The organism is Pseudomonas sp. P8_241, from assembly GCF_034008315.1.
GTDB lineage: Bacteria > Pseudomonadota > Gammaproteobacteria > Pseudomonadales > Pseudomonadaceae > Aquipseudomonas.
In genome coordinates, this window is record NZ_CP125377.1 from 6,000,779 (window position 1) to 6,014,813 (window position 14,035).

The following is a 14,035-nucleotide window of genomic DNA, read 5'->3' on the forward strand; positions in this document are numbered from 1 at the left end:
GCGTCAGAGCAGACAACAAAAAAACATCAGGCTGCATCCAGCGGCACACGCACACTCAGAGTCGTGCCCTCACCCGGTTCACTCTCAAGGAACAATTCCCCACCCATGATCAACACCCGCTCACGCATCCCGACAATCCCAAAGGACGTCGACCTGCCAAGCTCGGCGACAAATCCTACGCCATCATCGCTGACCGTCAGACACAACTCGTCGCCTTCCAACGCAAGCGACAGTTCAACAGTATGCGCCTGGGCGTGACGCATCACATTGGTCAGCGCTTCCTGGAGGATCCGGAACAGGCCAATCGCCTTGGCATCGCTGAGCACTGGCAAATTGTCAGGCACCTGCACCAGACACGGAATCTGCGTACGCGCTTCGAATCGTCGGGCCTGCCATTCAACGGCCGAGGCGATGCCCGCATCGAGAATCGGCGGGCGCAACGCTGTCGCCACATCCCGGACCAATTGGAACAACTGCGCGATCAGGCGCTTCATGCTGGTCAAGCGCTCGTTCAGACCGGGGTCGAGCTGGGCGTAGGCCAGTTCGCACATGGAGGTTTCCAACTTGAGCACGGTCAACATCTGACCCAATTCGTCGTGAACTTCCCGGGCAATACGCGCCTTTTCCTCTTCCCGCACGCTTTCCAGGTGCGCCGACAACTCGCGCAATTGCGCCCGCGAACCGGCCAATTCCAGCTCGATACGCTTGCTCTCGCTGATGTCCCAGACAATCCCGTCCCAGACATAGGCGCCGTCTTCGAGCTGACGGGTGATGGCCTTGATTTCTGCCCAGCGCTGCTCGCCCTGACGCGTGAGGATGCGACCTTGCCAGGACCAGTCGCTGTCGGTATCCAGCGCATGATCCTGGGTCCGGTGATAACTGGCCTTGTCGTCCGGATGCACCAGACTGCGCAAGCCTTTGTCGCGATGAGCAAGGGTTGCCGGGGAGTAACCCACCAGACTCTCGCTGCCTTCACTGATGTAGGCGAAATCGATCTGACCGGTCACCGGCGCCCGCTCCAGGCGAAAGACCAGTCCCGGAACGTTCGCCGCGATGCCTTGCAGCCGTGCTTCGCTTTCCTGCAGCGCCGCCAGGGCACGGCGACGCTCGGTGACGTCGTTGAGATAAACCACCAGATACTCGCTCTGGCGAAAACGCAGAAAACTCAATGAGACATCGGTCGGCAAGATGCTGCCATCGGCGCGCACGCAGTGGGTTTCGAAACTTTGCGGCCCTTCATCGCTGGCCCGGGCGCGTTTCCACAGGTTCAACCAGCGATCCATGTGCAGTCCAGGCTCGAAGTCGATCAATGGCCGATCGATGATTGCGCCCGATGGATAACCAAGCATGTTTTCCGCCGCACGATTGGCATAGCGCACGTGGCTGTCCCAATTGACCCACAGGATACCGACGGTGCTTTGATCAATGGAGAACTGTGTGAGTCGTAACGCCTCTTCGCTGGCGGCACGCAAGGCAATGTCTTCCCGCGCGGCCGACAGGCGTAGTTCCAGGCTGTGCTGCTGGCGGCGTTGCCAGAACACGATGGCCATGCAGCTCAGCGTAAGTACGGCCAGCAGCAGACAAAGGTTTTGCCAGAACCCCGGCGATTCAGTCAGCCGCGGATATTTGGGTTGCAGCCATTGATTGTGCAGTTGCTCAAGGTCCTTGGCCGGAATGGCCCGCAACGCGCTTTCGACGATACCGGCAAGCTCCGGCTTGTCGCGCCGCGTGGCCACCCGCAACAATTGCGGCAGACCAATATCACCGACCACGACCAGCCCGGAGAACTCCGGCTCAACGGACAATCGCCCCAATTGCGCCTCATCCACCACCGCATAACCGGCTTGCTGACTTGCCAGCAGTTGCAGTGCCTGACGCTCGACCGGCACGCCTTGCAGGTTCAAATGAGGATAATTGCTGCGCAGATAGTCGGCGGTGGCGCTGGGCATGCGCACGGCCACACGGGTCTGGCTGTCGAGTTTTTCCAGTTCCACCGTACCGGTGCTTTTCTGGTCGCTGACCACCAATTGCGGCACGCGCATGTACGGATCGGAAAACTGCCACAGTCGCAGTCCTCCCGGAGTCTGGGTCAACCCGGGAGCGATATCGATTTCGCCTTCGCGCGCGGCGGCTTCCAGCTGCTCAAGGTCAGGAAAATTGCGCCAGCTCAGCTCGACATTCAGAGCCTTGGCCAGCCACTTCATCAACTCGACATTGACCCCCGACAGGCGCTGCAAGCGGCGATCGTATTGCGCATAGGGCACCTGCAACACCAGTCCGACCCGCAGTTCACTCTGCTGCGCCAGCCACTGTCGCTGGTTCGGTGACAGCTGCGCAATGTGCTCCGGGGGCGCGGGGGCCGCCCAGCCCATCAAGGGAAACCACAAACAGCCGATAACCCACAGGCAGCGAAAACGCATCATCGAACTCTCACACACTGACAAATACTGACCAACCCATTAGGCTGCCGGAATCACTTCTGGCCTGGAATATCCGATGCCCCCTGTCTACCGCCTGGCACTGCCAGCATTGTGCCTGTCGCTGATCCTGCCTAGCGCTTTTTCTGTCCAGGCTAGCGACCCGATGCCTGCCGCTACGGAAAAACCTGCCGAAGAAAAACCGCTCGAACGCCAACCATTGCCTGAGCGTAGTCAGGAAGAAGCGACAGCCCTTGAACGAAAAATTCCAGCTCAGGAGCAGCAACCACTGCAAGCGGGTACGGACACATTTCTGACCCTTTGGAAACCCGCCAATACCGCCGAGCCCAAAGGTGAGGTGATTATCATCCCCGGCGCCGGTGAAACCGTTGACTGGCCGCAAGCAATCGGCCCGTTGCGGCGCAAACTGCCGGATGCCGATTGGAGCAGCCTGAGTATCACCTTGCCGGACCTGCAAAGCGATGCCATCGCCCCACGAATCGCGCAAGCGCCACCCGCCCCCAAGACACCGGAAAGTGCCAGCAAAGACTCCACCACGGCTGCCCCCATCGAGCAGGCGGCTGGCGGTGAAGCGGACGTGCCTGACAAAGTCATCGCCGCCACCAGCGAGGAACAGAGCAATGAAGATGCCGAGCGAATCTTCGCCCGTATCGATGCGGCGCTTGCCTTCGCTGAACAGCAAAGCGCTCGCCGCATCGTGCTGCTGGGCCATGGCACCGGCGCCTACTGGGCGGCGCGCTATTTAAGCGAGAAGCAGCCCTCGCAAGTCGAGCGCTTCGTCATGGTCGCCGCACAAACACCTGTTCAAGCAAAACCCGGACTGGACGAACTGACACCGAATCTGAAGCTGCCGACCGCGGACATTTTCTACATGGACAAGCCGCTGGATCGCAATGCGGCGCTCGCCCGACTGCAGGCCAGCAAGCGGGTAAAATCGTCGGCATTCAGCCAGGTATCGCTCAAGGCGCTGCCTGACAACAAGGCAGAGCAGGAGCAGCTGTTCCGTCGGGTGCGGGGCTGGTTGAATCCTAAACCTGCGACAGACTGACAAGTCGAGGTGGCCTCATCGCGAGCAAGCTCGCTCCTACAGGAAATCTTCCAGTACTGGAGATCTAATGTGGGCAGAAAGCCTGCTAGCGAAATGGCCCCACAAACAACGCAATCCTTCCTGACTACCGAAAATCCCGCCGTTCACGAATCAAGGTATAGGCACTGTGCAGATCACGCGTGCGCTCGGTCGCTTCACGAACCTGCGATGCCGTCGCCCCGCTGCCGGCGATCTTGTCCGGGTGATGGCGACTGAGCAGGCGCCGGTACGCGCGTTTGATCTGTGCCGGTTCGCTGGTGGCCGACACGCCCAATAGCCGTAAAGCATCCTGATAGGTTGGCGCACCGCTGGCCAATGGCTGCCTCTGCGGCTCATAGTCGTGGGCCAGCGCCTGCACCTGATGCGATGACCACCCCAGCCACTTGCCCCATCGGCTGATCAACTCGCGCTCACTGCTGCCGGCGCGACCGTCGGCCCACACCATCCGCCAGCACGCCCGCAACACCCCTTCCGCGGCATGGGGCTGAGCGCTCAAGCGACGCAGGTAACCGCGCAACCGGTCACTGCCCGACTTGCCACGATTGAACGCGGCAATCGCCCGGCGCTGGGCCGACTCGGACATTTCCAGCGAGCGCATTTCCGCTCGCGCCTGCTCGATATGACCTGCCGATACCCGCCCGTCGCATTTGGCCAGCCGCCCTAGCAACACAAATAGCAGCTCATCGTTGCGCAACACCGAACGGCCGCCCAGTTTTTCCCGCAAATGCCCCCAGCTCTGCAGTTGCAAGCGCCGATCCAGCGCCTGCCCCAACAATGCACCGAGCATGGCCCCCGGGATGCTGGCTATGGCAAAACCCGCTCCGGCTCCAATCAGAGTCCCTGGCCACAACATGTCAGCGGTTCGCTTCTATCAATGCTTCCGCTTCGGCCAGACGTTCGTGCGTGCCGACATCAACCCAGTGTCCTTTCAATTGCTCACCGCTGACTTGTCCCTGCGCCATGGCTTTTCGCAACAGCGGCGCGAGCTTGAAAGCGCCTGGCGAGCAACCGTCGAACAATTGCGGATGCAGTACGGCGATCCCGCTGTAGGTCAGCGTCGCGGCGTCCGATTGTCCGTCGTGTACCTGGCCGCCGATCAGGCTGAAATCCCCTGTCGGGTGGTGCGCCGGGTTATCGGCCAACACCAGGTGCGCCAACCCGGTGATGGGGGGGTGCAGCACACTGAAGTCGTAATCGGTCCAGATGTCGCCGTTGACCACCAGGAAAGCTTCGTCACCCAGCAACGGCAATGCCCGAAAAATACCGCCGCCCGTCTCCAGAGGCTCACCTTCCGCAGAATATTGAATGCTGACGCCATACCGTGAGCCATCGCCCAGATAGTCTTCAATCTGATGGCCTAGCCACGCATGATTGATGACGATTTCGGTAAAGCCGGCCGCTGCCAGCGCACGCAAGTGATACTCGATTAGTGGCACTCCGCCTGCTCGCACCAGGGGCTTTGGCGTCGTGAGCGTCAGCGGGCGCATACGCTCGCCTTTTCCCGCGGCCAGAATCATTGCTTTCATGAGTTGGCTCCAGCTCGCAGACTACCCAGCAACTCAGCCAAACCTGCCAGCTCAGGACGCCGGGCGACCACAGCTTCTATGTAACCGAAGAAGCGCGGTACATCGGCCAAGTAGCGTGGCTTGCCGTCGCGATGGCAGATACGGGCGAAGATACCGATGACTTTCAGGTGACGCTGAACCCCCATAAGGTCACTCGCGCGCAGGAAGTCCTCCAGGTCGGGTTGAACGGGAATATCCATAGCGCCCGCTTGCTGCCAGTAATCCTCAAGCCAGCCACGCACTCGCTCTTCGGGCCAACTGAGGAAGGCATCCTTGAACAGGCAGGTTACGTCATAGGTCACCGGGCCATACACGGCATCCTGAAAATCCAGCACACCGGGATTCGGCTCGCTGAGCATCAGGTTGCGCGGCATGTAATCGCGGTGCACCAGGACTTTCGGCTGGGCCAGGGCGCTGTCAATCAACAAGTCGCTGACCTGCTGCCAAAGGGCTTGTTGTGCGGAATCGAATTCGACCCCCAGTTCCCGCTTTACATACCACTCGGGGAACAGTTCCAGTTCGCGGCGCAACAAGGCCACGTCATAGCTCGGCAGTGGCGCAACCATCGGCAACTGCTGAAAAGCCAGCAGTGCTTGAATGGCATCTGCGAACAAATTGTCCGCATTTTCGCTGTCGATCACGTCCAGATAGGTCTTGTTGCCCAGGTCATTTAGCAAAAGAAACCCGCGTTCGAGGTCTTCGGCATAAATTTTCGGCACATTTATTCCGGATTTTGCCAACAGAAAAGCGATATCCACGAACGGCTTGCAGTTTTCCTGCGGCGGAGGTGCGTCCATCACAATGAAACTTCTATCACCGCCCTCCCAGCGAAAATACCGCCGAAAGCTCGCGTCACTGCTGGCCGCGGTCAACGTGGCCGGGGGTACGCAACCCCATCCCTGTTCAGCAAAAAGGGTTGCCAACTGCTCATCGAGCCAAACTTTCAGGTGTTGCAAACGTACATCTTGGTCAGGCATTGCAAGGGTCTCCGACGGCGCTAGCCGTCAAGCGGGTCATGCTTTATTATCCAGCATCTTTTTCAGACCATCGAGAGGCGTGCGGCCCACACCGCGGGCAGATGGCACGCAGGAAGCCCGGACTAATAAGATGGCATTGAAATCCCCCGCGTTTCGTAAAAAATTTCCGTTGCTGGTAACCGGCAGTCTGCTGGCCCTGCAACCTCTTACCACTTCCTTCGTGGTCGCCGCGGAACAGTTTGACTGCTCTGTCTCTGCTTCGGGTGCCTGGAACTGTGCGCCAAAAGCACCGGCAGCTGCATTGCCTCCGCGTCCCGTCCATGATGGCAGTACAGCCTCCGCGACCGGAGAAACCCCGGCTGAGAGCGGTACCAGCGAAGACATGGGTGCCAAGCCAGCTCTGGTTACCGAGTCCAAAGGCCGTGGCCTGAAGTCGCGCAGTGAAGACTACAGTCACCTTGACTGGGTTCCGCGCGAACAGCTCACTGCGGCACAATTGGCTGAAACCGGTCCTTATTGCGCTGGTTCCTATATCGAACCGATTCGTCCTGGCATGAATGACAAGACGAGTAAAAGTGACGCTCCTACCTTTATCGGCGCAAAAGCCTCCCGCTATAAGCAGGATGAGCAGATTGCGACCCTGGCCGGCGACGTGGTCATGCGACAAGGTAGCATGCAGGTCGAAGCCGACGAGGCGAACCTGTACCAGGCCGAGAGTCGTGGCGAGCTGAACGGCAACGTGCGCATTCGCGACAATGGTGCACTGATCGTAGGCGATCACGCCGATGTGCAACTCGACACCGGTGAAGCCAAGGTCGACAATGCCGAATATGTGATGCACAAATCGCGCATCCGCGGTAATGCGCTGTACGCCAAACGTGCCGAAAACGCGATCATCCGCCTCAAGGATGGTACGTACACCACGTGCGAACCGAACAGCAACGCCTGGCAGCTCAAGGGCAACAACATCACCTTGAACCCGGCCACCGGTTTCGGTACGGCGACCAACGTGACACTGCGGGTCAAGGACATTCCGGTCCTGTACACGCCGTACATCTATTTCCCGATCGACGACCGTCGCCAGTCCGGCTTCCTGCCGCCGACCATCGGCACCGGCAGCGATACCGGCTTCCTGCTGGTCACCCCGTACTACTTCAACCTGGCGCCGAACTACGACGCCACGTTGTACCCACGCTACATGTCCAAGCATGGCTTGCTGATGGAAGGCGAATTCCGCTACCTGACACAAACCAGCGAAGGACAGTTCGGTGCCGCGTATCTCAATGACGAGAGCAACGATCGCGAGTTGCAAAGCGACTATGACAGCACTCGTTATATGTACAACTGGCAGCACGTCGGTGGCCTGGATTCGCGTGTCCTCACGCAAGTCGACTACACCAAGATCAGCGATCCGTATTATTTCCAGGATCTGCAGACTGACCAGATTGGTGTGAAAAGCGCTGACTTCGTGAACCAGCAGGGTTCCGTCAGCTATCGCGGCGACAATTACACCGCTCGCGTGAATGCACAGGCTTACCAGCTGGCAACGGTATCGAACCTCACACCCTATGATCGCTTGCCGCAGATCACCTTCAATGGTGCTCTGCCATATCATCCAAGCGGCCTGAATTTCGATTATCAAACTGAAGTCGTGCGATTTGATCGGGATCTGGAGAACGGAACTTACATCGATGAAGACGGCAATGTAGCGCGACGTCTTGATAACAACATCCAGGGACTCGCACGTGCCACTGGCGACCGCCTGAACCTTGCCCCGGCTGTCAGCCTGCCACTGACCTGGTCCTATGGTTTCCTGAGGCCGGCGCTGAAGTACCAGTACACCCAGTACCAACTGGATCTGGACAGCATCGGAAAATCCCAGGTTGCCGCGCAAAACGCAGAGCAAGACAGACTCAACGGCACCTTCGACAGCAACCAGAACCGCGGCGTGCCGATTGCCAGCATCGACAGCGGCCTGTACTTCGATCGCCACACCCAGTGGTTCGGCAAAAACTATCGCCAGACGCTTGAACCCCGTCTGTTCTACCTCTATGTACCAGAGAAAGATCAGGAAGACATTCCGGTGTTCGACACTGGCGAATACACCTTCAACTATTCTTCGCTGTTTTACGACAACCGCTTCTCCGGATCTGACCGTGTCGGCGACGAGAACAAATTGTCGCTGGGCGTAACCAGTCGCTGGATCGAAGACAACGGTTTCGAGCGTCAACGCATTAGCGTCGGTCAGGCGTTGTACTTCAAGGATCGCGAAGTGCAGATGCCGGGCATCGATGCCAAAACCCGCGAAGATGCCCATTCCGACGTATCCCCTTATGCGCTGGAATACGAGTACCGCTGGAACCGTGACTGGCGCACCACCGCCGATTACAACTGGGATCCGGACAGCCGCAGCCCTCGCTCGGGTAGCGCGATGTTCCACTACCAGCCAGAAGACAATCCGAACAAGGTGATCAACGCCGGTTATCGCTATCGCAATGACCAGGTCCGTTACGACCAGAACACCGGTAAATGGACAGTGGGCGGCGGCGACTACGGCACCCCGGGCACTCCTGGCTACGTAAAGGACTACTACAAGATCGAACAGCACGACTTCTCGGTGATCTGGCCGATCGTGCCGCAATGGAACGCCATCAGCCGTTGGCAATATGACTACAACCGCAACCGTACCCTGGAAGCCTTCGGTGGCTTCGAGTACGACAACTGCTGCTGGAAATTGCGCCTGATCAACCGTTACTGGGTTTCTTATGACGAATTCAGTCAGGAAGCACCGGAAAACGAAAAAGGCGACCATGGCGTCTTCCTCCAAATTGTTCTGAAGGGACTCGGCGGCCTCACCGGCGCCAAGGTAGAGAGTTTCCTCGACAAAGGCATTCAAGGTTATCGTGAACGTGAAGACCAAGCTTTCTGATTGTCTGCGCCCGCTGATGCTGGGCGCGCTGTTCCTGAGTACCGCGGCTGGCGCCGCCGTACAGTCCATCGATAAAGTGGTGGCCATTGTCGACAACGACGTGGTCATGCAGAGCCAACTGGACCAACGCGTTCATGAAGTTCAGCAAACCATTGCCAAGCGTGGCTCCGCCGTGCCCCCAGCCAACGTGCTGGAACAGCAGGTCCTTGAGCGCTTGATCGTCGAAAACCTGCAACTGCAGATCGGCGAACGTTCCGGCATCCGCATTACCGATGAAGAACTGAACCAGGCGGTTGGCACCATCGCCCAGCGCAATAACATGTCGCTTGAGCAATTCCGCGCAGCTCTGACTCACGACGGTCTGTCTTATGACGACGCCCGTGAGCAGATTCGTCGCGAAATGGTCATCAGCCGTGTTCGCCAACGCCGCGTGGCGGAGCGCATCCAGGTGTCCGAGCAGGAAGTGAAAAACTTCCTGGCTTCGGACCTCGGCAAAATGCAGCTGTCCGAAGAACTGCACTTGGCCAACATCCTGATTCCAACGCCAGAAAGCGCCAATTCTGAAGCCATTCAGAATGCCGCACGACAGGCGATGGAGGTCTACCAGCAACTCAAGCAAGGCGCCGACTTCGGTCAAATGGCCGTTGCCAAATCCGCCAGCGAAAACGCACTGGAAGGCGGCGACATGGGCTGGCGCAAGGCAGCTCAATTGCCGCCTCCGTTCGACCGCGAACTGAGCAGAATGACCGTGGGTGATATCACTCAACCGGCACGCACTCCAGGCGGTTTCATCATTCTCAAGCTCCTCGACAAGCGCGGCGGTGCGACTCAAATGCGCGACGAAGTGCATGTGCGTCATATCTTGGTCAAACCGAGTCCGATCCGCGACGAAGCAAAGACCAAGGCGCTGGCTGATTCGCTCTATACCCGTATCGAAGCGGGTGAAGACTTTGGCGAACTGGCCAAAAGCTACTCGGAAGACCCTGGTTCTGCCCTCAACGGCGGCGACCTGAACTGGATCGACCCGAACGCATTGGTTCCAGAGTTCCGCGAGGTCATGGCAAAGACTCCACAAGGCCAGCTATCCAAACCGTTCCAGACGCAGTATGGCTGGCATGTACTGGAAGTTCTCGGCCGCCGCGCCACTGACAGCACCACCCAGGCGCGTGAGCAGCAAGCGATGACCGTACTGCGCAACCGCAAATACGACGAAGAACTGCAAACCTGGTTGCGTCAGATCCGTGACGAAGCGTATGTAGAAATCAAACTCCCTGGCGTCGACCAGGCAGCGCAGTGAAACTCCAACGTTTCGCGCTGACACCCGGCGAACCAGCCGGCATAGGTCCCGACCTGTGCCTGCTGCTCGCCTCGCAAGCCCAGCCACATCCCCTGATTGCCATCACCAGCCGCGACCTGCTCCTTGAGCGGGCCGCGCAACTGGGCGTGGCTGTCGACTTGCTGCCGGTCACACCGGATAACTGGCCGGATGCACCCGCGCCAGCCAACAGCCTGTATGTCTGGGACACACCGCTCAATGCCAAGGTCGTCGCCGGGCAACTGGACAAGGCCAACGCTGCCTTCGTTCTGGAAACCCTGACCCGCGCCGGCCAAGGCTGCCTGGACGGGCATTTCGCCGGAATGATTACGGCCCCGGTGCACAAAGGCGTGATCAACGAATCCGGCATCGCCTTTTCCGGGCACACGGAATTTCTCGCCGACCTGACCCACACCGCACAAGTGGTGATGATGTTGGCCACCCGCGGGTTACGCGTGGCACTGGTGACGACTCACCTGCCCCTTCGCGAGATTGCCGACGCCATCACGCCGCAGCGTCTGGAACGAGTCACACGAATCCTGCACGCTGATCTGCAAAACAAATTCGGTATCGCCCAGCCACGCATACTGGTGTGCGGACTCAACCCACATGCCGGTGAAGGTGGACACCTGGGCCATGAAGAAATCGATATCATCGAACCCACCCTGGAGCGTCTGCGCGGCGAAGGCATGGACCTGCGCGGCCCCCTGCCCGCCGACACTCTGTTTACCCCCAAGTATCTGGAGCACTGCGACGCAGTGCTGGCGATGTACCATGACCAGGGCTTGCCTGTGCTGAAGTACAAAGGCTTCGGCGCGGCAGTCAACGTGACCCTCGGCTTGCCGATTATCCGCACATCGGTCGACCACGGCACCGCCCTGGATCTGGCCGGCAGCGGCAAGATCGACACCGGCAGCCTGCAAGTCGCCCTGGAAACCGCCTACCAGATGGCCGAGACCCGTTTATGACCGAGCACTACCAACACAAGGCGCGCAAGCGTTTTGGCCAGAACTTCCTGCACGATGCCGGCGTTATCGACCGCATCCTGCGCTCCATCCATGCCAAGACCGAGGACCGCCTGCTGGAAATCGGCCCGGGCCAGGGCGCTCTTACCCAAGGCTTGCTCAGCAGCGGCGCGCAACTCGACGTAGTGGAACTGGACAAGGACCTGATCCCGATCCTCAACCAGCAATTCGCCGGCAAGAGCAACTTCAACCTGCATCAGGGCGATGCGCTGAAGTTTGACTTCAACAGCCTGAATGCCGCGCCCGGCAGCCTGCGAGTGGTCGGCAACCTGCCATACAACATCTCGACACCGCTGATTTTTCACCTGTTGCACAACTCGCACCTGATCCGCGACATGCACTTCATGCTGCAAAAAGAAGTGGTCGAGCGCCTGGCCGCAGGGCCTGGCGGTGGCGATTGGGGTCGGTTGTCGATCATGGTTCAGTACCACTGCCGGGTCGAACACCTGTTCAACGTCGGCCCGGGAGCGTTCAATCCGCCGCCAAAAGTCGATTCGGCCATTGTGCGTCTGGTGCCTCACGCCGTGTTGCCGCACCCGGCGAAGGACCATCGCCTGCTTGAGCGCGTCGTGCGCGAAGCTTTCAACCAGCGTCGCAAAACCCTGCGCAATACGCTCAAGCTGCTGCTGAGCAACGACGAAATCGAAGCTGCCGGCGTCGACGGCAGTCTGCGCCCCGAACAACTCGACCTGGCGGCGTTCGTGCGCCTGGCCGACAAGCTCAGCGAGCAAAAGCCTGCCACAGACTGACAGGCGATGAACGCTATCGGGTAGGACGACACTCTGGTCTACTACCCGATACTTGGCCTAGACTGAACTCCATCAGCTACGCCCCGCGTCCCGCTTCGTTTTTAAGGCCTCTTGCATGTCCGATCCTCGTTATCAGGTCGACGTCAGCGTCGTCACCCGCTATCTGGCAGAACAATCGCAACCCGAGCATGACCGTTTTGCCTTCGCCTACACCATTACCGTGAAAAACAATGGCCTGGTGCCAGCCACCTTGCTTTCACGGCATTGGGTGATCACCGATGGCGACGGACACGTCGAAGAGGTTCGTGGGGCTGGCGTGGTTGGCCAGCAACCCTTGATCGAGGCGGGCAAGAGCCACACTTACAGCAGCGGCACGGTCATGACCACCAAGGTCGGCACCATGCAAGGCTCGTATCAGATGATTGCCGACGACGGTAAGCACTTCGATGCCATTATTGCCCCGTTTCGCCTGGCGGTGCCGGGGTCGTTACACTGATGGCAACGTACGCGGTCGGTGATCTGCAAGGCTGCCTTGAAGCGCTGCAATGCCTGCTCAAGCAAGTCGCGTTCGATCCTGCAAAAGATCGATTGTGGCTGGTGGGAGATCTGGTCAATCGCGGCCCGCAGTCGTTGGAAACCCTGCGTTTTCTCTACACTATCCGCGAATCGCTGGTGTGTGTACTCGGCAACCACGACCTGCATTTGCTGGCCGCCGGACGCAACATCGAACGCCTGAAGAAAACCGATACCCTGCGCGAAATTATCGACGCACCGGACAGCGCTGAACTGCTCGAATGGCTACGTCAGCAAAAGCTCATGCACTACGACGAACAACGCAATACCGCTCTGGTACACGCCGGCATTCCACCGCAGTGGTCACTGCGCAAAGCGCTGAAGTGTGCCGCCGAAGTCGAGACCGCATTGCGCGATGACAACCTGCTGCCGCCCTATCTTGACGGCATGTACGGCAATGATCCGGCGAAATGGGACAACGACCTCAAAGGCGTGACACGCCTGCGCGTCATCACCAACTATTTCACCCGTATGCGTTTCTGCACCGCCGAAGGCAAACTCGACCTCAAGAGCAAGGAAGGTCTCGACACCGCCCCGCCGGGTTACAAGCCCTGGTTCCAGCACAAAAAACGCAAGACCAAGGATCTGAAGATCATCTTCGGTCATTGGGCTGCGCTGGAAGGCAACATAGATGCACCTGGCATTTCGGCGCTCGATACCGGCTGCGTCTGGGGCGGCGCCCTGACCCTGATGAACGTCGACAGCGGCGAGCGTCTGAACTGCAAATGCGACGAGCATGGCCAACCTGCCGTGCCGTCAGTCGCCTCACAAATCTGCGAACCATCGCCAGCCAGCGCCCCGCGCTAGACTGCCCATTCAGCCGAGCCACAGGAGCCCGACATGAGCGAATTCAAAAGAATCCCCCCGGAACAAGCCCAGACCCTGCGCGAACAAGGCGCCGTGGTGGTCGACGTCCGCGACCCCGCCACTTATGCCGCCCTGCACATCGCAGGCTCGAAGCATCTGGACAACCATTCCCTGCACGCCTTTATCCAGGGCGCCGATCTCGACGCGCCGACAGTTGTGGTCTGCTATCACGGCAACTCCAGCCAAGGCGCGGCCGCCTACCTGGTCAGCCAGGGCTTCTCGGACGTTTACAGCATGGATGGCGGTTTTGAGCTGTGGCGTACGACCTACCCTTCAGAAACGGCGCAAGGCACTTCTGAATAATTTTTTTGTAACACGCAAGCCCCCGGCTGCCTTGGGCTTGCGCGGTGGCAGACGAACGGTCTGCCACAACTAATTACGTATCTCGCCTTTACCTCCCGAATTCCCAACTATCCTTAAGCGCAGGCCATCCAAAACAGGGGAGAGCCGGTACACCGGCGCGCGGGTCATCGGGAGTAGCTTTCGGGGCGGTCAGCTCCGGGAGAGTTC

General features: G+C 59.3%; 12 protein-coding genes. 8 read left to right on the forward strand and 4 right to left on the reverse strand.

Annotated features, from left to right (window positions below; translation table 11 throughout):
• Positions 1-26: 26 nt before the first annotated feature.
• Positions 27-2,423: a PAS domain S-box protein gene (locus QMK58_RS27055; protein WP_053162915.1), complete on the reverse strand. Its 2,397-nt coding sequence runs from the start codon at positions 2,421-2,423 to the stop codon at positions 27-29.
• A gap of 73 nt (positions 2,424-2,496) precedes the next feature.
• Between QMK58_RS27055 and QMK58_RS27060 the strand changes: the two genes are divergently transcribed.
• Complete coding sequence (locus QMK58_RS27060; RefSeq protein ID WP_053162917.1) at positions 2,497-3,486, forward strand: alpha/beta hydrolase family protein; 990 nt, start codon at positions 2,497-2,499, stop codon at positions 3,484-3,486.
• 124 nt (positions 3,487-3,610) lie between these two features.
• Here QMK58_RS27060 and QMK58_RS27065 read toward each other — a convergent pair whose 3' ends face one another.
• The 3 genes from QMK58_RS27065 to QMK58_RS27075 are packed head-to-tail and all read right to left on the reverse strand — an operon-like array spanning position 3,611 to position 6,067.
• Positions 3,611-4,378, reverse strand: a complete 768-nt coding sequence (locus QMK58_RS27065; RefSeq protein ID WP_053162919.1) for a TerB family tellurite resistance protein — start codon at positions 4,376-4,378, stop codon at positions 3,611-3,613.
• A 1-nt stretch (position 4,379) separates the two neighbouring features.
• Positions 4,380-5,051 (reverse strand): N-acetylmuramate alpha-1-phosphate uridylyltransferase MurU, encoded by a 672-nt coding sequence (murU, locus tag QMK58_RS27070; protein WP_053162921.1) that lies wholly within the window; start codon positions 5,049-5,051, stop codon positions 4,380-4,382.
• Positions 5,048-6,067 carry an aminoglycoside phosphotransferase family protein gene (locus tag QMK58_RS27075; RefSeq protein ID WP_320395639.1) on the reverse strand — a complete coding sequence of 340 codons (1,020 nt, stop codon included), beginning with the start codon at positions 6,065-6,067 and terminating at the stop codon, positions 5,048-5,050. Before QMK58_RS27075 ends, murU begins: the two co-directional genes overlap by 4 nt.
• Before the next feature lie 130 nt (positions 6,068-6,197).
• Between QMK58_RS27075 and QMK58_RS27080 the strand changes: the two genes are divergently transcribed.
• From QMK58_RS27080 to glpE, 7 genes are all read left to right on the forward strand, one after another.
• Positions 6,198-8,996 (forward strand): LPS-assembly protein LptD, encoded by a 2,799-nt coding sequence (locus QMK58_RS27080; protein ID WP_053162925.1) that lies wholly within the window; start codon positions 6,198-6,200, stop codon positions 8,994-8,996.
• Complete coding sequence (gene surA, locus QMK58_RS27085) at positions 8,977-10,293, forward strand: peptidylprolyl isomerase SurA (protein ID WP_156322393.1); 1,317 nt, start codon at positions 8,977-8,979, stop codon at positions 10,291-10,293. The genes QMK58_RS27080 and surA overlap by 20 nt, the downstream gene beginning before the upstream one ends.
• Entirely contained in the window at positions 10,290-11,279 is a 990-nt protein-coding gene (gene pdxA / locus QMK58_RS27090) for a 4-hydroxythreonine-4-phosphate dehydrogenase PdxA (protein WP_053162927.1), read from the forward strand. Before surA ends, pdxA begins: the two co-directional genes overlap by 4 nt.
• Complete coding sequence (gene rsmA, locus QMK58_RS27095) at positions 11,276-12,085, forward strand: 16S rRNA (adenine(1518)-N(6)/adenine(1519)-N(6))-dimethyltransferase RsmA (protein ID WP_053162929.1); 810 nt, start codon at positions 11,276-11,278, stop codon at positions 12,083-12,085. The genes pdxA and rsmA overlap by 4 nt, the downstream gene beginning before the upstream one ends.
• A 115-nt stretch (positions 12,086-12,200) precedes the next feature.
• A complete protein-coding gene (gene apaG / locus QMK58_RS27100) occupies positions 12,201-12,581 on the forward strand; it encodes a Co2+/Mg2+ efflux protein ApaG (RefSeq protein ID WP_053162931.1) in 381 nt (126 codons plus the stop codon).
• A complete protein-coding gene (locus QMK58_RS27105; RefSeq protein WP_320395640.1) occupies positions 12,581-13,465 on the forward strand; it encodes a symmetrical bis(5'-nucleosyl)-tetraphosphatase in 885 nt (294 codons plus the stop codon). Before apaG ends, QMK58_RS27105 begins: the two co-directional genes overlap by 1 nt.
• A gap of 33 nt (positions 13,466-13,498) precedes the next feature.
• On the forward strand, positions 13,499-13,828 hold the full coding sequence (gene glpE / locus QMK58_RS27110; RefSeq protein ID WP_053162936.1) for a thiosulfate sulfurtransferase GlpE: 330 nt from the start codon (positions 13,499-13,501) through the stop codon (positions 13,826-13,828).
• Positions 13,829-14,035 lie beyond the last annotated feature (207 nt).

Excerpts from the sequence above, each read along its gene's own strand:
- QMK58_RS27055 (WP_053162915.1), bottom strand. The coding sequence starts at position 2,423 with ATGATGCGTTTTCGCTGCCTGTGGGTTATCGGCTGTTTGTGGTTTCCC.
- QMK58_RS27060 (WP_053162917.1), top strand. The coding sequence starts at position 2,497 with ATGCCCCCTGTCTACCGCCTGGCACTGCCAGCATTGTGCCTGTCGCTG.
- QMK58_RS27075 (WP_320395639.1), bottom strand. The coding sequence starts at position 6,067 with ATGCCTGACCAAGATGTACGTTTGCAACACCTGAAAGTTTGGCTCGAT.
- QMK58_RS27065 (WP_053162919.1), bottom strand. The coding sequence starts at position 4,378 with ATGTTGTGGCCAGGGACTCTGATTGGAGCCGGAGCGGGTTTTGCCATA.
- apaG (WP_053162931.1), top strand. The coding sequence starts at position 12,201 with ATGTCCGATCCTCGTTATCAGGTCGACGTCAGCGTCGTCACCCGCTAT.
- rsmA (WP_053162929.1), top strand. The coding sequence starts at position 11,276 with ATGACCGAGCACTACCAACACAAGGCGCGCAAGCGTTTTGGCCAGAAC.
- glpE (WP_053162936.1), top strand. The coding sequence starts at position 13,499 with ATGAGCGAATTCAAAAGAATCCCCCCGGAACAAGCCCAGACCCTGCGC.
- QMK58_RS27080 (WP_053162925.1), top strand. The coding sequence starts at position 6,198 with ATGGCATTGAAATCCCCCGCGTTTCGTAAAAAATTTCCGTTGCTGGTA.
- QMK58_RS27105 (WP_320395640.1), top strand. The coding sequence starts at position 12,581 with ATGGCAACGTACGCGGTCGGTGATCTGCAAGGCTGCCTTGAAGCGCTG.
- murU (WP_053162921.1), bottom strand. The coding sequence starts at position 5,051 with ATGAAAGCAATGATTCTGGCCGCGGGAAAAGGCGAGCGTATGCGCCCG.